General features: G+C 63.0%; 15 protein-coding genes and 1 pseudogene. 5 read left to right on the forward strand and 11 right to left on the reverse strand.

Annotated elements, in window-relative coordinates; translation table 11 throughout:
- Positions 1–86: 86 nt before the first annotated feature.
- Genes QN222_RS10615 through QN222_RS10630 form a run of 4 tightly spaced genes read right to left on the reverse strand, consistent with a single transcriptional unit; the run spans position 87 to position 6,920 of the window.
- Positions 87–2,156, reverse strand: coding sequence for a hypothetical protein (locus QN222_RS10615; protein WP_283961626.1), 2,070 nt, complete (start codon positions 2,154–2,156; stop codon positions 87–89).
- A 10-nt stretch (positions 2,157–2,166) separates the two neighbouring features.
- Positions 2,167–4,986: a DUF4159 domain-containing protein gene (locus QN222_RS10620; RefSeq protein ID WP_283961625.1), complete on the reverse strand. Its 2,820-nt coding sequence runs from the start codon at positions 4,984–4,986 to the stop codon at positions 2,167–2,169.
- Positions 4,983–5,903, reverse strand: a complete 921-nt coding sequence (locus tag QN222_RS10625) for a DUF58 domain-containing protein (RefSeq protein ID WP_283961624.1) — start codon at positions 5,901–5,903, stop codon at positions 4,983–4,985. Before QN222_RS10625 ends, QN222_RS10620 begins: the two co-directional genes overlap by 4 nt.
- Positions 5,904–5,906: 3 nt before the next feature.
- Entirely contained in the window at positions 5,907–6,920 is a 1,014-nt protein-coding gene (locus QN222_RS10630) for a MoxR family ATPase (protein WP_283961623.1), read from the reverse strand.
- A gap of 281 nt (positions 6,921–7,201) precedes the next feature.
- Here QN222_RS10630 and QN222_RS10635 point away from each other — a divergent pair, with 281 nt between their 5' ends.
- Genes QN222_RS10635 through QN222_RS10645 form a run of 3 tightly spaced genes read left to right on the forward strand, consistent with a single transcriptional unit; the run spans position 7,202 to position 9,713 of the window.
- The gene (locus tag QN222_RS10635; RefSeq protein ID WP_283961622.1) at positions 7,202–7,825 is read left to right on the forward strand and encodes a DUF1285 domain-containing protein; all 624 of its coding nucleotides are present in this window, start codon (positions 7,202–7,204) and stop codon (positions 7,823–7,825) included.
- The gene (locus QN222_RS10640) at positions 7,822–8,454 is read left to right on the forward strand and encodes a CoA pyrophosphatase (RefSeq protein WP_283961621.1); all 633 of its coding nucleotides are present in this window, start codon (positions 7,822–7,824) and stop codon (positions 8,452–8,454) included. Before QN222_RS10635 ends, QN222_RS10640 begins: the two co-directional genes overlap by 4 nt.
- Complete coding sequence (locus tag QN222_RS10645; protein ID WP_283961620.1) at positions 8,451–9,713, forward strand: CCA tRNA nucleotidyltransferase; 1,263 nt, start codon at positions 8,451–8,453, stop codon at positions 9,711–9,713. Before QN222_RS10640 ends, QN222_RS10645 begins: the two co-directional genes overlap by 4 nt.
- Positions 9,714–9,758: 45 nt before the next feature.
- On the opposite strand, the gene QN222_RS10650 is transcribed toward QN222_RS10645, so the two are convergent.
- On the reverse strand, positions 9,759–9,944 hold the full coding sequence (locus QN222_RS10650) for a DUF1059 domain-containing protein (RefSeq protein WP_173509582.1): 186 nt from the start codon (positions 9,942–9,944) through the stop codon (positions 9,759–9,761).
- Positions 9,945–10,197: 253 nt separating this feature from the next.
- On the opposite strand from QN222_RS10650, the gene QN222_RS10655 reads away from it, so the two are divergent.
- Positions 10,198–10,743, forward strand: a complete 546-nt coding sequence (locus QN222_RS10655) for an adenine phosphoribosyltransferase (protein WP_283961619.1) — start codon at positions 10,198–10,200, stop codon at positions 10,741–10,743.
- Between the two features lie 76 nt (positions 10,744–10,819).
- Here QN222_RS10655 and QN222_RS10660 read toward each other — a convergent pair whose 3' ends face one another.
- From QN222_RS10660 to ychF, 3 genes are all read right to left on the reverse strand, one after another.
- Positions 10,820–11,290 (reverse strand): MaoC family dehydratase, encoded by a 471-nt coding sequence (locus tag QN222_RS10660; RefSeq protein ID WP_283961618.1) that lies wholly within the window; start codon positions 11,288–11,290, stop codon positions 10,820–10,822.
- Complete coding sequence (locus QN222_RS10665; protein WP_283961617.1) at positions 11,287–11,742, reverse strand: MaoC family dehydratase; 456 nt, start codon at positions 11,740–11,742, stop codon at positions 11,287–11,289. Before QN222_RS10665 ends, QN222_RS10660 begins: the two co-directional genes overlap by 4 nt.
- A gap of 103 nt (positions 11,743–11,845) precedes the next feature.
- On the reverse strand, positions 11,846–12,949 hold the full coding sequence (gene ychF, locus QN222_RS10670) for a redox-regulated ATPase YchF (RefSeq protein ID WP_283961616.1): 1,104 nt from the start codon (positions 12,947–12,949) through the stop codon (positions 11,846–11,848).
- Between the two features lie 285 nt (positions 12,950–13,234).
- Here ychF and clpS point away from each other — a divergent pair, with 285 nt between their 5' ends.
- Positions 13,235–13,546, forward strand: coding sequence for an ATP-dependent Clp protease adapter ClpS (clpS, locus tag QN222_RS10675; RefSeq protein ID WP_283961615.1), 312 nt, complete (start codon positions 13,235–13,237; stop codon positions 13,544–13,546).
- Positions 13,547–13,550: 4 nt separating this feature from the next.
- Here the strand turns inward: clpS and QN222_RS10680 are convergent.
- The 3 genes and pseudogenes from QN222_RS10680 to QN222_RS10690 form a co-directional block, all read right to left on the reverse strand.
- Positions 13,551–14,001 (reverse strand): annotated as a pseudogene (locus tag QN222_RS10680) (GNAT family N-acetyltransferase).
- A 6-nt stretch (positions 14,002–14,007) separates the two neighbouring features.
- On the reverse strand, positions 14,008–14,727 hold the full coding sequence (gene pth / locus QN222_RS10685; RefSeq protein WP_283961614.1) for an aminoacyl-tRNA hydrolase: 720 nt from the start codon (positions 14,725–14,727) through the stop codon (positions 14,008–14,010).
- Between the two features lie 128 nt (positions 14,728–14,855).
- On the reverse strand, positions 14,856–15,590 hold the full coding sequence (locus QN222_RS10690; RefSeq protein ID WP_284005413.1) for an ABC transporter substrate-binding protein: 735 nt from the start codon (positions 15,588–15,590) through the stop codon (positions 14,856–14,858).
- Between the last annotated feature and the right edge of the window lie 7 nt (positions 15,591–15,597).

The following is a 15,597-nucleotide window of genomic DNA, read 5'->3' on the forward strand; positions in this document are numbered from 1 at the left end:
TGAAGTGCCTCCATGATGGTGCGCAGTCAGCCTTTGGCGTGAAAAACAGGGATCTCGCGTGCGTCGGAAAGGACGCACGCCGCCACTCACCGCCCCTCGCGATACCACATGGACGAGATCAGGAAGAGCAGGGCGGCGAGCCCGAAGAGACCGCCGAACAGGGACAGGGAGTTGATGCCCTTCAGCACCGTCTCGTCGGTCATGCGCAGCGAGAGGCGCTCATCGTCGGCCACCCGGACCGCGCCACGCACCGGCAGGATCGAGGGGAGATCGACCGGGCCGTCGGCATCCGCCAGCCGCCGCACGGCCCCCTTGGTTTTTTCCGCCCAGGGGCGGAGCTTTTCTTCCGTGGAGATTGCCGCCTTGAATTCCGGCGCATCGACATTGCCGACATGGACGAGGGTCGTGAGCTCGTCATTGGCCACCTCGAAGAGGCCGGTCTCCGTCGTTTTGACATCGGTCTTGTAGAGGCCCGGTTCGCGCTCGGTCAGCGTGAACTCTTCAGTCTTCCCCGATGGATAGGTGAGAGTCGCCTGGCCGGGATCGCCTTCGATCGTCTGCCGGGTGATTTCCAGCGTACGGCCGGAGGCGCGCGCCGTCAGCGCCTCTTCTTCAAGCGCCGGTTCCTGCATCAGCCAGTGGGCCGTGCGCCGATAAAGCGCGACATGCGGTCCGCCACCTTCAAAGCCGCGCGCCCACAGCCAACCCTGGTCGGACAGAAGCATCGCGACACGCCCCTTGCCGACGCGGTTGAGGACGAGCAACGGCTTTCCGTCGGCCGCTTCCATCACCGTCTGCCCGAGCGGACGGTCCACGTCGACGGTGCGGAACCACCGGCCCCAGCTCGGAGGCTCGCTCGACGCGCCTTCGAGACCGCGCGTAACCGGATGCTTCCTTCCCTCCTCCGAGAGGCGGGGGAAGAAGGCCTTGTCATTCATGACGCCGGTGGGCGTCGCGGGCAGAACGGCCGAAAGCGGCGTGGCGGCGATCGAGTCGTCGCCGGCATGTTCCGGGCCGGCGGCGATCAACAACGCGCCGCCGTTCTGCACATATTGCGCGATGTTGTCGTAGTAGAGGATCGGCAACACGCCGCGATGCTGGTAGCGGTCGAAAATGATCAGATCGAACTCGCTGATCTTGTCGACGAAGAGCTCGCGCGTCGGAAAGGCGATCAGCGAAAGTTCGTTGATCGGGGTGCCATCCTGCTTCTCCGGGGGACGCAGAATGGTGAAATGGACGAGATCGACCGCAGCGTCGGATTTCAGAAGGTTGCGCCAGGCGCGCTCGCCCGCATGCGGCTCGCCGGAAACGAGAAGCACGCGCAGGTTCTCGCGAATGCCGTCGAGCACGTGGACGGCGCGGTTGTTGACCTCCGTCACTTCGCCGGCGATGGGATTCACCGCGAATTCGAGGATGTTGTTGCCGCCGCGCGGCACGGTGAAGCTGAAGGGCACATCGGTGCCTGGCTCGGCATGCTCGGTCGCGATCTCGTTGCCATTGAGGCGGATCGTCACTTCGGCGCCACCGCCGGGTGCGGCACCGTCGTCGACGACGCGGAAGGTCATCTTCTGCTGCTCGCCGACGATGCCGAAGCGCGGTGCGCTGACGATTTCGATACGCCGATCGAATTCATTCGGCTTGCCGGTGATCAGGCCATGGATCGGCGCATCGAAGCCGAGTTTCTGATTGACGGCGGGAACGTCGTGAATTTGTCCGTCGGTGATGAAGATCGCGCCGCCGACCCGCGCCGGTGGCACGTCGGCAAGCGCTGTCGACAATGCGCCGAAGAGCTTCGTCGAAGGCGCCTCGGTTTCGGCGCTGTCCGCAGCCTCGACGATGCGGGTCTCGATCTGCGGAAAGCGGGAGAGGCGATCCTTGAGGTCGGCAAGCGCCTTGTCGGTCTGTTCGCGGCGATTGCCATTATTCTGACTCTGGCTGCGGTCGACGACGACGGCAACGATGGTCGAAAGCGGCTCGCGCTCCTCTTGGAAAATCGATGGATTGCTGATCGCCAGGCAGAACGCCGCCAGCGCCGCCGTTCTCAACCAGGCGCCGCGAATGCCACGCCACAGGCCGAGCGCCGCGAGTGCGACTGCCGCAATGATCAGCGCCGCGAGGTACGGCCAGGGAAGAAATGGTGCAAAATCGACGGTCATCGAACGGTCCTCACTGACCGAGCCGCTCGAGCAGGGCAGGCACGTGCACCTGGTCGGCCTTGTAGTTGCCGGTCAGCATATACATCATGATGTTGACGCCGGAGCGGAAGGCGTATTCGCGCTGCATCTCGTCCGGCGGAACTGTCGGCAAGAGCGCAACGCCATTCGTATCCACGGCCCAGGCACCGGCAAAGTCGTTGCCGGTGATCATGATCGGCGTTACGCCGTCTCCGGACCGGGCCGGGCGGTCGCTTGGCTCTTCGTGGTTGTCGAGTTGCGCCTCTATCCAGAGAGGACTGCCGGTGTAGCGCCCCGGAAAATTCGTCAACAGATAGAAGGCCTTGGTCAGCACATGGTCGGCCGGAACGGGCTCCAGCGGCGGAATGTCGAGATTGGCCAAAATCGCCTGCAGTCGTTCGCTGTTCGGGCTTGTTCCATTTGACGAGGCGCCCAATGAGGAGAACTGGTCCCGCGTGTCGAAGAGCACCGTGCCGCCCGCGCGCATATAGGCGTCGATGCGGCTTACAGCCTGCGGGCTCGGCATCGGCGCATTGGCGGAGATCGGCCAATAGATGATCGGATAGAAGTTGAGTTCGTCCTTGGATATGTCAAGCCCGACGGGCGCACCCGGCTCGAGCGTCGTGCGATAGGTCAGGAAATCGGTGAGTCCCGTGAGACCGCGTTCGGAGAGACGATCGACGTCGTCTTCCCCGGTGACGACATAGGCGAGGTGGGTCGTATCGAGGTGTTCGAGGATGCGTTGGTCATCCGGACGCGCGTCATCCGCAAGTGCCTGCGGTGGCAGGAGCACGAGGGTGCCAAGCGTGCCGCACAGGATGAAGAGCATTGTGGCCGCCGTCCTGGCCATGCGGACTCGCGAAAAGGCTCCGCCCATGAAGAGAACGACGACGGCGTCGGCGAGGAGCAGGAGCAGCGCCAGCGTCAAGAGAGCAGGCTTCAGCGACCAGCTTTCCTCGCCGGTCAGCCGTTCTGAGCTGTGCGGGCCTGCTGCCACCATGTCGATCCGCTTGAGTTCCGCGTCGCGGGGGAGCAGGTTCAACGCCGTGAAACCGTCTTCGGAACCGTAGAGTCCCGGCGGGTTTTCCGGAGTTGCAAGCGGCGCCTTGCCGGGAGCGACGTCGAGCGGCCGCGCACTGCCGGTTTCAGCGACGAGGACGCCGTCGGCGTTCAGCAGCCGGTAGGGCGCCAGCGTCTGTGCCTGTGTCTTGCCTTCGCTCGCGACGCCGCCGCTGCGCGAAAGCTGCACGCTACGACGAAGCATTTCGACGAAATGGCCGGAAATCGGCAGATTCGACCAGGTTGCCTCGGCGCTGACGTGGAAGAGGATGATGCGTCCCGACCCCTGGGCAGCCGTCGTCACCAGGGGCGTTCCGTCCGCAAGATTTGCCCAAGTCCGCTCGGCGAGGTCAGCCGTGGGTTCGGCCAGGACCTGCCGCTTGACGAGAATGTCGGTGGGACGAGGCATGCCGGCAAAGGGGCCGTTGGCGGGATAGTCGGCGAGCGGCTGTGGCTCCGACCACGAAAGTGCGCCGCCAAGCGCCCGCTCGCCCTGCCTCAGCGTCACGGGCACGAGCGGGTCGTCGGCTGGTGCCGCCGCAAGACGCGGCCCGGCAAAGCGGATCAGCGTGCCGCCATTGTCGATCCACTTCTTCATCAGCGGGTACATCTCTTCCGGCAAGCGGCCGATATCGGCCATGATCAGGACCGAAGGCCGTTGTTCCAGAAGTTCCGGAATGGCAACGGCAAGGTCGGTCTCGCGCGGTTCGATGAGATCGGCATAGGGAGCCAGCGCCCGGTTGATGTAGTAGAGCGGCGACAGCAGCGGCTGGGAAAGATCGCGAGCCTCGCCGCTCAGGAGAGCGACACGGCGGCGGCGGAAACCATCGTCGAGCAGATGGACAGCACCGGCGGTCGCGGCTCCTTCGATGCCGATGCGGGCGAAATCGTTGCGCAGTTCGAAGGGCGCGGCGATCGTTCCCTTCGCAACCGCTTCACCGGGCGCGAAGTCGATCGCGCCGTCGGCGATGGCGCGGCCACGCGTATCGTAAGCGACGATCGACACGGAACGGCGGTCATCGGTTTTCAACCGGCTCGCCGTCACCGACATGCCGTCATTTTCGTTGCTGCTGTTGGTCAGCGCTATCGCTTGACTGCCATCGGCCTCGATCATCCGGAGGTTCGCGGCGCCCATTCCGGCAAGCGCCTCCATCGTCTTGCCGTCCGCTGCTTCGATGCCGTCCGTGACGAAGGCGAGCGTGCCGGGCGCAGCGTCCTTGAAAGCCGTCCGCATGGCGGCGATCGCAGAGCGGCGATCGGCCGGGAGCGGTTCGGGTGATGCCGCAGCCAGACGGTTGCGCGCCGATGCCGCCGATCCCGGCGTGGCATTGTGCTGTCGATCGCCGGTGAAGACGATCGACACGGCAAGGTCTCTCGCCTCGGCGTCGTCGATCAGCGCCGAGGCAGCCTCGATCCGTCGCTCCCAATCGGGTGCGGTCGCCCAGCTGTTGTCGATCAAGAGCGCGAGCGGGCCGGAGGACGCCAGCGTATTGCTGCGCGGATTGAATACCGGATCGGCGATCGCGAAGATGACGGCGGCCGCCATCAGCATCCTGAGAAGCGTCAGCCACCAAGGGCTCTTCGACGGGGTCTCCTCGCGCTTCAGAACCGAGGCGAGGATGCGCAGCGGCGGAAAGACTTCGGCTGCCGGTCGCGGCGGTGTCATCCGCAAAAGCCACCAGATCACCGGCAACGCGACAAGTGCGGCCAGCATGGCAGGATTGGCGAAGACGAAGGAAAGGCCGCCGATCATAGCAGACCTCCATGCGTTGCCCGTCCAGGCATTCCGGACAGATACATGTGCACGGCAACCAGCGCCTCGGACGCGGGGCGGTCGGTCCTATGCGGGATGAACGTCCAGCCGAGATGCCTGAGGCTCGAGCCCAGGCTGTCGCGACGGGCAAGATAGGCGCGCTGATAATCCTCCTGCAGAATCTCGGCGCGTCCGGCGGTCAGCTTTTCGCCGGTTTCCGGATCGGTGAATTCGGTTCGCCCGGCATAGGGGAAGACCTCCTCCGCAGGATCGGCGATCTCTACCATGTGCCCGCGGAAGCCGCGGCGTGCGAGCGGGGCGAGACGCTCCATTACCTTGTCGGCGGGATCGAGGAAGTCGCCGATCAGCACCAGATCGCTGGCGTTGCGGATCATGCTGGTATCGGGCAGGCCCTCCGCAAGCGAGCTTAGCATGATCGCGGTTGCCAATCGTTCGGCGGCGTTGCGAGCAGAGACCGGTTCCATGACGCCGGGGCAGCCGATCCGTTCGCCGGAGCGCGCGAGGATTTCGGCCAGCGCCAGCATCAGCACGAGTGCACGGCTTTCCTTGGAGACCGCGCCGAGCGTCGACTTGTACATCATCGAGGGGGAAAGGTCGGCCCAAAGCCAGATCGTATGGGCTGCCTCCCATTCGCGGTCTCGGACATAGGTATGGTCGTCGCGGGCGGAGCGGCGCCAGTCGATCCGCGACAGGCTTTCGCCCTCGCTATAGGGGCGGAACTGCCAGAAATTTTCGCCGATACCGCGCTTGCGCCGGCCATGCCAGCCGGAGATCACCGTGTTGGCGATCCTGCGCGCTTCGACAAGGCAGTCCGGAACGAGCATTGCGCGCTGTTGGGCGCGCGACAGGACTTCGCCGGAGGGGGTACGCGCGACTATGTGCCCGATGGAGGCCATGCACTAACCCTTGGCTCGTTTCACCAGGCCGGCGATGACGTCGCGGACGGTCATGCCTTCCGCACGGGCGGCGAAGGTGAGCGCCATGCGGTGCTGCAGCACGGGTTCGGCAAGAGCCAGGATATCGTCGGCGGAAGGCGCCAGGCGGCCGTCATAAAGGGCGCGCGCGCGGGCGCACAGCATCAGGGCCTGGCCAGCACGCGGACCTGGCCCCCAGGCGACAGTCTTGTCGGTGGTCGAGTTGCCGTTTCCGGGGCGGGCAGAGCGCACGAGCGAGAGGATGGCATCGACCACCTTCTCGCCGACCGGCATCTGGCGGATCAGACTCTGGATCTGCAGCAGGCGCTGGGCGTCGATCACCGGTCGCGCTTCGGCTTCAGCGACGCCGGTCGTCTCCAGAAGGATCTGCCGTTCAGCGGCAAGCTCGGGGTAGCCGACGTCGACCTGCATCAGGAAACGGTCGAGCTGCGCCTCCGGCAGGGGGTAGGTTCCCTCCTGCTCGAGCGGGTTCTGGGTCGCGAGCACATGGAACGGCTGAGGCAGGTCCTTGCGGACGCCGGCAACGGTGATGTGATACTCCTGCATGGCCTGCAACAGCGCCGACTGCGTACGCGGCGAGGCACGGTTGATCTCGTCTGCCATCAGCAGTTGCGTAAAAATCGGGCCGGGGACGAAACGGAACGACCGATAGCCCGCGGCATCCTGGTCCATCACTTCCGAGCCCAGAATGTCGGAAGGCATCAAATCGGGTGTGAACTGGATGCGGCTGTTGTCGAGCCCGAGAACGGTACCGAGCGTGGCGACGAGCTTGGTTTTGGCAAGACCCGGTACGCCGACGAGCAGCGCATGGCCGCCGGACAGCACGGCGAGCAGCGTCTGTTCGATGACGCTTTCCTGGCCGAAGATCACCTTGCCGACCTCGGCGCGGATGAGCGCGATCTCACCCAGTGCGGCTTCCGCGGCCGCGACGATTGCCTTCTCGTCGGCCGCATCGGTCGCGCTTTTCATTACAGTCATCGCAATTCTCCCAGATCGTCGCTGCTGAACCGAATCGCCATTGCCTAATATTCAGTCCTTATTTTTCAATTTAGACCCTGGCGGACGGCTGACAAGCCGCCGCCGGCGCACTATGTCGTGAGCTTGCAGGAGGCTCGCCGTGCATCCCGCATGCTTGTCGATGCGGACGGAATGCCCAAAACCACAGGCCGGAGCATCCCTGGCACGTTCATCTGAACGCGTTATGCTTCAGGAGCAAGATATGCTTCGGGAACAAGATCGGGACCAAACGGGACGGAACGATGGCAGAAGCCAAGATTCAGCAAACGGGCGACGCGGCCGGCCTTGCCGCGCTGATTGCTCGCGCCGCCGGCGAAAGGGGCGGTGAAGCGCGGGGATTGCCGCCGGTCGACCATTGGAATCCGCCGTTTTGCGGCGATATCGACATGGAAATCCGTGGCGATGGAACGTGGTTCTACATGGGAACTCCGATCGGTCGCCAGCCGCTTGTCCGGCTGTTTTCCACCGTGCTGCGCAAGGACGAGGACGGCAAGACCTACCTTGTCACGCCAGTGGAAAAGGTCGGGATCCGCATCGCCGATGCTCCGTTCATCGCCGTGGAAATGCGCGTTACCGTCAAGGATGGCGAAAAGGTCCTGACATTTCGCACCAATGTCGGCGACGTGGTGGAGGCAGGGCCGGAGCATCTCCTTCGCTTTGTCATTCAAGGCGAAAATCGCGAACTGAAACCCTACCTTCATGTGCGTGGGCGGCTTGAGGCGCTCGTATCGAGGCCGGTCATGTATGATATTGTCGAACTGGGCGAAACCGTCGAGATCGACGGCATCGACATGTTCTGCGTCAAATCGTCCGGCGCGATCTTTCCGATCATGCCGGCGGCCGAGCTGGAAGCCCTGTCGCAATGACAAATCATCCCTTTTCCGCCGAGGAGTTTCGCCGCAGGGCGCTCGCCCAGACAGGTGGACCGATTGAGACGGCCTGGCGCGATCACGGCGATTTCCTGCTCAATCCGGGCATCGTGCCCTATCTCGAGACTCTGCATTTGAAGGACGCTGCCGTGCTTGTGCCGGTTGTCGACGATGGCGAAGACGCGAGCGTGATCTTTACCCAGCGGACATCGACGTTGCGCAAGCACTCTGGTCAGGTCGCCTTTCCGGGCGGGGTGGTCGATCCCGAGGACAAGTCCATCGAAGTTGCGGCGCTCCGCGAGGCGCAGGAGGAGATCGGTCTCGACCCTCGCTTCGTCGAAACGATCGGCCGTCTGCCGCACTATATGGCCATGTCAGGATTCCGCATCACGCCGGTGCTCGCGGTCGTGCAGCCAGGCTTCGAGCTCGCGCCCAATCCGGAAGAGGTAGAAAGCGTGTTCGAAGTGCCGCTTTCCTTCCTGATGAACCCTGTCAACCATGGGCGCGGACGCAGCCATTGGCAGGGTGCGGAGCGGCAATTCTATCGCATGCCCTATGGCGAGCGGAATATTTGGGGAATTACGGCGGGGATCGTCCGCATGCTCTACGAAAGGCTTTACGCATGACTTCCGTTGCCGCTGAGGCGTGGTTTCACGCTCCCTCGCTCCGGCGCGTTTTCGACGTTCTGAACGTCGACGGCGGCGAGGTGCGCGTCGTCGGCGGCGCGATCCGCAACAGCCTCATGGGCCTGCCGGCGGGCGATGTCGACATGGCGACCACCTGGCGCCCGGACGACGTTGCTGAGCGCGCGAGGGCAGCGGGTATCAAAGTGGTGCCGACCGGTGTCGACCATGGCACGGTCACCCTCGTCATCGACGGGACACCGTATGAAGTGACGACGCTGCGGCGCGACGTGGCGACCGATGGGCGCCGTGCCGAAGTGGCCTTCGGGACCGATTGGCGAGCGGATGCCGAGCGCCGCGACTTCACCATCAACGCCCTCTATGCGGACAGCAAAGGCCAGATAATCGACCATGTCGGCGGTCTTGCCGACATCGAGAGCAGGACGCTGCGTTTCATCGGCAATGCCGCCGAGCGCGTCCGGGAGGATTATCTGCGCATCCTGCGCTTCTTCCGTTTCTTCGCCTATTACGGCGCCGGCCGGCCCGACGCAGATGGGCTCCGGGCCTGCGCACAGGCGCGCGCAAAGCTCTCGACGCTTTCGGCGGAACGGGTGTGGTCAGAAACGAAGAAACTGCTCGCCGCGGATGATCCCGGCCGCGCGCTGCTGTGGATGCGCCAGACCGGGGTGCTCACCGAAATCCTGCCGGAGACGGAAAAATGGGGCATTGATGCCGTTCCCGGCCTCATTGCCGCCGAGAAGGCGTTCTCCTGGAAACCGGATCCGCTGCTGAGGCTGGCGGCGATCGTGCCTCCGGATGCGGAGCGGCTTGAGGCGATGGCCGTGCGGTTGCGTCTCTCGAAGGCGGAAGCCGCCTATTTCGCGCGATTTGCGAGTGCTCCGGTAATTCCCGCGACGCTCGCAGATGTGGCTCTCGACCGCCAGCTATACCGCTCCGGCGCCGTGGGGATCACAACACGCCTGCGGCTTGCCCTGGCATCCTCGTGTCGCCTGTCCGAAAACGATCCGTCGCTTCTTGGCGAAACGGCCGCGTTTCAGCGGCTTCTGTCGCGCGCGGAGAAATGGCAGCGTCCAGTCTTTCCTTTGACGGGAACCGATGTCCTGAAGGCGGGCATTGCCGCCGGTCCCAAGGTTGGCGAGGTGCTGTCCGAGCTGGAAAATTTCTGGATCGAGCGCAATTTCACCCCCACCCGGGCAGCGCTCGCAACCCGGCTCGAATCGATAGTCTCAGACACCAAGTGACATGGTGGAGGGACTCGACCGAAAGACGGTCTTGCCCCACTCCGGTCAGGCGGCCTTGCTTTCGTCGACGATCCGAACCTTGATGTTGTCGATCATGTTCTCACGGATCGTCGTTTCGCCGTGGGTCACGCGCATGTGTTCCACAACACGACGGACGATCTCTGCATCATTGTCGGCGCGGGTGTGCCATTCACAACCCGGGACGAGCGAACCGCATTCAAACAAGCGCATGGTGCTGCTCCTTCCTCTGCTGCTGGCTCAAGGTGCAGTCACGCCCCAATTGCGTGCCTTGCAAAATTCAAGCTTACCATTAACACCGACGCCGCCAAATTGTTCCACCTGTCCTGCGGAGATTTTACGGGGGGACAGAGTTCGCGGCGGAGGGCAGCTTTCTGACGGCAACGCGAAGAAACTTCTGTAGAATTGCACGTCGTTGATGTTATGGCTTTGCCTTCCTTGAGACTCGCAGAGGCTGTTTTCCGTCATGACCGCGACCGTTCAATCGGAACTGATTTCCGCCATCCGGAGCATTCCGGATTACCCGAAGCCAGGCGTCATGTTTCGCGACATCACGACATTGCTCGGCAATCCGAAGGCTTTCCGCCGGGCGATCGACGAACTCGTCCACCCCTATGCCGGAACCAAAATCGAGAAGATCGCCGGCATCGAGGCGCGCGGGTTTATTCTGGGCGGCGCGATCGCCCACCAGCTTTCGGCCGGCTTCGTGCCGATCCGAAAGAAGGGCAAGCTGCCGCACGATACCGTCCGCATCGCCTACAGCCTCGAATATGGCGTAGACGAGATGGAAATGCACAGGGATGCAATCCAGCCGGGCGAGAAGGTAATCCTGGTCGATGACCTCATTGCCACCGGTGGGACCGCCGAAGGCGCCGTCAAGCTTCTGCAGCAGATGGGAGCGGATATCGTGGCCGCCTGCTTCATCATCGATCTGCCAGAGCTCGGCGGGCGCAAGAAGCTCGAGGCCCTCGGCGTCAATGTCCGCACGCTGATCGAATTCGCGGGGCATTGAAGCGCTCCGAGATACGCGCACGACGCCTGCTGCAGCGTCCTTTGCGCGTCCGGTAAGGCGCGCGGCGCTGTAGGCCTCAGGTGAATTCGATCACCTTGCTTTCGAACTGGATGACGGGTTCGCCGTGCTGGTTCTCGCCTTCGCAGAGAATGGTGTTGATACGCCATCCGGGTCTCGACGCGACGGTTCGCGCTTCGAGAAATGTGACCGCGTAGGTTATCGTGTCGCCGGCATAGACCGGCTTCAGCCACTTGAGTTCGCGAAAGCCGGGTGAGGGGCCCAGTTTCGGCGCGTGCAGCCCCTCGGCTGCCAGGCGCCGGATCTCATCCTTCCAGAACCGCACGAAACATTGCATCCAGCCGGCGCTCGTGTGCCAACCGGACGCGCAAAGGCCGCCGAAAAGCGAGTGCTTGGCCGCTTCCGCGTCGAGATGGAATGACTGCGGGTCGAAGTTGCGCGCGAAGCGGACGATGTCGTCTGCCGTGAATGTCAGGCTGCCGATCACGGTCTTTCGGCCCGCTGCGTAGATTTCCGCCAACGTCATCATAGCCGCTGCCCCCGGTCGCGGCGGCGGAAAAGGACGGAGCATTCCGAAACCGCGATTGCTTCCCCCGACTGGTTGTTAATCTCGTTGCGGAACTTGACGATGCCGACGCCAGGTTTCGACTTCGACGGCCGGGCTCCGAGCACCAGGCTGAAGCCTGCCAGCACGTCGCCGGCGAGCACCGGCTTCTTCCAATCCATGAAGTCGATGCCTGGCGAGCCTTGAGAGGAGGAATTGCCGAGAAAGGCGTCGATCATCATGCGCATGCCGATCGCGCTCGTGTGCCAGCCGGAGGCGGAAAGGCCGCCGAGAATACTGCGCTTGCCGGCCTCTTCATCCAGATGCATCGGTTGCGGGTCGAATTCGCTGGCAAAAGCGATGATGTCGGGCGCCTGCACGGCGACCGGCTGATAGTCGAAGCGCCGACCTGGCGTGAAGTCCTCGAAATAAAGCATGCCGGCCTCCCTCGCTGCCGGAGATGTGCTGCTATGCGGCTCTACTCCATGTTTCCTTAAATCGAAGACAATTTAAGGACGGCTCTGCCGCATAGCCACCGCGTCAGGTGTTGAAGCGGAAATGGATGACATCGCCGTCCTGGACGACATAATCCTTGCCTTCGTCGCGCGCCTTGCCGGCTTCCTTCGCGCCGGTTTCGCCGCCGAGCGAAATATAGTCAGCATAAGCGATCGTGTTTGCGCGAATAAAGCCGCGCTCGAAATCCGTGTGGATAACGCCGGCCGCCTGCGGCGCCCTGGTGCCGCGCGGAATGGTCCATGCGCGTGTTTCCTTCGGGCCAACCGTGAAATAGGTGATGAGGTCGAGCAGCTTGTAGCCGGCGCGGATCAACCGGTCGAGGCCGGCCTCCTCGAGGCCGAGCGCAGCAAGGAATTCCTTGGCTTCCTCCTCAGGCAGCTGTGCGACCTCCGATTCGATCGCGGCCGAGATGACAACGGTTTCCGCACCCTGGGCCTTCGCCATTTCGGCGACTGCGCGCGTGTGCTCATTGCCGGTGGCGGCGTCGCTTTCGGCGACGTTGCAGACGTAGAGCACCGGATGGGAGGTGAGGAGATTGAGGCCCTGGAGAATGCGCAGTTCGTCCGCATCGAGCTTGGAAAGCAGGGTCCGTACCGGCTTGCCTTCCTGCAGGAGCTTCAGCGAGGCTTCCATTACCGGAAGCTGCGCCATCGAGTCCTTGTCCTTGCCGGCGGCGCGCTTGCGCGTCTGCTCCGTGCGCCGCTCCAGGCTTTCGAGATCGGCGAGCATCAGTTCGGTTTCGATCGTCTCGGCATCGGCCACCGGGTGGATGCGGCCTTCTACGTGGGTGATGTCGTCGTCCTCGAAGCAGCGCAGAACATGAACCACGGCGTCGACCTCGCGAATATTGGCGAGGAACTGGTTGCCGAGGCCTTCGCCCTTGGACGCGCCGCGCACGAGACCGGCGATGTCGACGAAGGAGATGCGCGTCGGGATGATTTCCTTCGACTTCGCGACATCGGCGAGCTTGCGCATGCGCGGGTCCGGAACCGCAACTTCACCGGTGTTCGGCTCGATCGTGCAGAACGGATAGTTTGCCGCTTGCGCTGCCGCGGTCTTGGTGAGCGCATTGAAGAGTGTGGACTTGCCGACATTCGGCAGCCCGACGATACCGCATTTGAAGCCCATGGCTAAAACCTGTCTTTTCTCGGATTGCTTGGGGGTGGCTATGGGGTAAAGGAGGGGAGCGGTCAAGCTCTTCACGCGCTTCTGAAGCGCCGCGCGCCTCATCAGACGCGCAAACGGTGCTGTAACACTTTGAATTGCTGCATGTTTCCATCATTCGCGAACGAATGATCGAAACATGCAGTGGACCTCATCGCCCGGCTTTCCCTTGAATGCCAATGCCCGACGCGCAATATTGTGCTGCGCGACGGTGATCGCCTCCTCATGTCATCAACGGGTGGATTTCCGATGAGTGACAATGATGTTGCCGCAAAGCCCAAAACCAGATCGAAGCCCAAGCTGCAGCGGCCGAAGCTCTATAAGGTCATTCTGGTCAACGACGACTACACCCCACGCGAATTCGTGGTCATGGTGCTCAAGGCCGTATTCCGGATGAGCGAGGAAACCGGCTACCGGGTGATGATGACGGCACACAGGCTCGGCACCTCGGTCGTCGTCGTCTGTGCCAGGGATATCGCCGAGACCAAGGCCAAGGAGGCGACCGATCTCGCTAAGGAAGCGGGCTATCCGCTGCTGTTTACGACCGAGCCGGAGGAATGAAGCCTCAACGCCGCCTGATCTGAAAGCCGGTCTTGTCCTGGACGAAGCCGCAACGCTCGTAGAGGCGCAACGTCGCTGCGTCCTTTGATCCCGTAAGCAGCATGACTTTGTAGCACCCCATCGTCCAAGCGCGGTCAATTTGCGTGCTTGATCAGGGCGCCCGCATAGCCTCGCCGGCGGTAGGCGACTCCGGTGACTACATTCTCGATCAACGCGTAAGGAGCACCATTTCTCGTAAGGTTCGGTACAACGACGAGGGTGACGGACGCTGCCGCAATGCCGTTTGCAAATCCGATGAAAATCGTCATGCCAGGCTGGGCGCGTATTGCCGCGAAACGCTCCGAAGCGAGGGTCTGGTCAAGCCCAGCGTCATCAGGATGCAACTCGCGGTAAAGCGCCAGAAGCCCGGGCAGGTCGTCGGCAGCAGCGGAGCGAATTGCGAGAGCGGAGGGCAACAGGATCTAATCCCCCTTGGAGCCGAACATCTTCCTCAGCATCTCGGCCATCGGGCCGGTCGCTGGAAGTTTTTTCGGCTGCGCGGCGTTGCGGGCCTGGTGAATGTGGGATTGCGCGGGCTGCTTCTTGGCCGCCTGGGGCTTTTCCTCGGTCGGCTTGCCGCCGGTCGCCAGCGCGATCTTGTTCATGAGCTGCGAATCCTCGCCCTTGACCAGCATATCCGCGTTGTCGGCGATCGCGTCCAGAAGCGGCGAAAGCCAGGCCTGATCGGCCTTGGCGAAGTCGCCGAGCACATGGGCATGCACCAGATCCTTCACACCCGGGTGGCCGATGCCGAGGCGCAGTCGGCGGTATTCCTTGCCGCAGTGGGCGTCGATCGATTTGATGCCGTTGTGGCCGCCGTGGCCCCCGCCGGTCTTGATCCGTGCCTTGGCGGCAGGAAGATCGAGTTCGTCGTAGATCACGACGATATCCTTCGGCGCGAGCTTGTAGAAGCGCATGGCTTCGCCCACCGACTCTCCCGACAGGTTCATGAAGGTCTGCGGCTTCATCAGAAGCACGCGCTCGCCGGCGATCTCGCCCTCGGAAATTTCCGCCTTGAACTTCTTCGACCACGAGGCAAAGCTCGGGCGACGCTGTATCGCGTCGACGGCCATGAAGCCGATATTGTGGCGGTTCCCGGCATATTTCGAACCCGGATTGCCAAGTCCCGCGATAATCAGCATGTCGCCATACTCCCTGGAGCTTCCTGCGTCACGACCGCGTGCGGGGGAGCCGGGGCAAGGGGCGATCGCGCGTGTCCCGGTCGTTGTTAAATCAACCCAAAATCATCGCGGTCCGGGGAAGTCAATCCTTATTTCGCCGCCTGCTCGATGCGGTTCGGGCGCAGGCCGTAGCGTGCGAAGATCCGGTCCTGCGTGCCGTTGGCGATCAGGCGGTCGAGTTCGGCTTGCATACGGGCAACCGTCTCATCGGGCACATCCTTATGGCAGGCGATGCCATATTGCTTGCCTTCCAGCACCAATGCCGCCTCGACCGGTATGCCATCGGCCCGCATGGTCTCGAAGGTCTTTTCCGACGTCATGAGCAGATCGATGCGACCGGCGGCGAGTTTCTTCATGGTGGAGTCGAGATTGGTGGCATAGTCGACCTTCTCGAAACCATGCGTCTTCAGATACGCCGCGGAGAAGTCTTCCCGCTGCGTTCCGACGACGAACTCTTTGGCGTCATCGATCGTTTGCGGCGCGATCGCAGCCCCCTTGCGTCGTACCATGATCATGTGATCGACGAGGAGCGGCTCGATCCACTTGAATTTCCTGTCTCGCTCTGCGTCGTGACCGGTGGTGAAAACGCAGTGGAAAGGCTGGCTTTCGGCAAGCGCGAAGGCGCGCGCCCATGGCAGGACCTCGATGTCGTAGGGGAGATCGACAGCCTTCATGATCAGCGCGACCTGTTCGACCGACGCGCCATTCGCGCCGCTCGCGGTCGAGAAGTTGTAGGGCGGATACTCCTCGGTGACGAAATGGATCGTCTCGGCGTGAGCGGTGGTGGAAAGACCGAGCAGGAATGCCAGGATCAGATGCTTCACGCCCATT

The organism is Sinorhizobium sp. 6-70, from assembly GCF_030124375.1.
Taxonomy (GTDB): domain Bacteria; phylum Pseudomonadota; class Alphaproteobacteria; order Rhizobiales; family Rhizobiaceae; genus Sinorhizobium.

Coding starts and splice junctions, on each gene's coding strand:
- QN222_RS10645 (WP_283961620.1), top strand. CDS start 8,451: ATGACTTCCGTTGCCGCTGAGGCGTGGTTTCACGCTCCCTCGCTCCGG.
- QN222_RS10655 (WP_283961619.1), top strand. CDS start 10,198: ATGACCGCGACCGTTCAATCGGAACTGATTTCCGCCATCCGGAGCATT.
- QN222_RS10640 (WP_283961621.1), top strand. CDS start 7,822: ATGACAAATCATCCCTTTTCCGCCGAGGAGTTTCGCCGCAGGGCGCTC.
- ychF (WP_283961616.1), bottom strand. CDS start 12,949: ATGGGCTTCAAATGCGGTATCGTCGGGCTGCCGAATGTCGGCAAGTCC.
- pth (WP_283961614.1), bottom strand. CDS start 14,727: ATGCTGATTATCGCGGGACTTGGCAATCCGGGTTCGAAATATGCCGGG.
- QN222_RS10635 (WP_283961622.1), top strand. CDS start 7,202: ATGGCAGAAGCCAAGATTCAGCAAACGGGCGACGCGGCCGGCCTTGCC.
- QN222_RS10620 (WP_283961625.1), bottom strand. CDS start 4,986: ATGATCGGCGGCCTTTCCTTCGTCTTCGCCAATCCTGCCATGCTGGCC.
- QN222_RS10630 (WP_283961623.1), bottom strand. CDS start 6,920: ATGACTGTAATGAAAAGCGCGACCGATGCGGCCGACGAGAAGGCAATC.
- QN222_RS10660 (WP_283961618.1), bottom strand. CDS start 11,290: ATGATGACGTTGGCGGAAATCTACGCAGCGGGCCGAAAGACCGTGATC.
- QN222_RS10615 (WP_283961626.1), bottom strand. CDS start 2,156: ATGACCGTCGATTTTGCACCATTTCTTCCCTGGCCGTACCTCGCGGCG.
- QN222_RS10625 (WP_283961624.1), bottom strand. CDS start 5,903: ATGGCCTCCATCGGGCACATAGTCGCGCGTACCCCCTCCGGCGAAGTC.
- QN222_RS10665 (WP_283961617.1), bottom strand. CDS start 11,742: ATGCTTTATTTCGAGGACTTCACGCCAGGTCGGCGCTTCGACTATCAG.
- clpS (WP_283961615.1), top strand. CDS start 13,235: ATGAGTGACAATGATGTTGCCGCAAAGCCCAAAACCAGATCGAAGCCC.
- QN222_RS10650 (WP_173509582.1), bottom strand. CDS start 9,944: ATGCGCTTGTTTGAATGCGGTTCGCTCGTCCCGGGTTGTGAATGGCAC.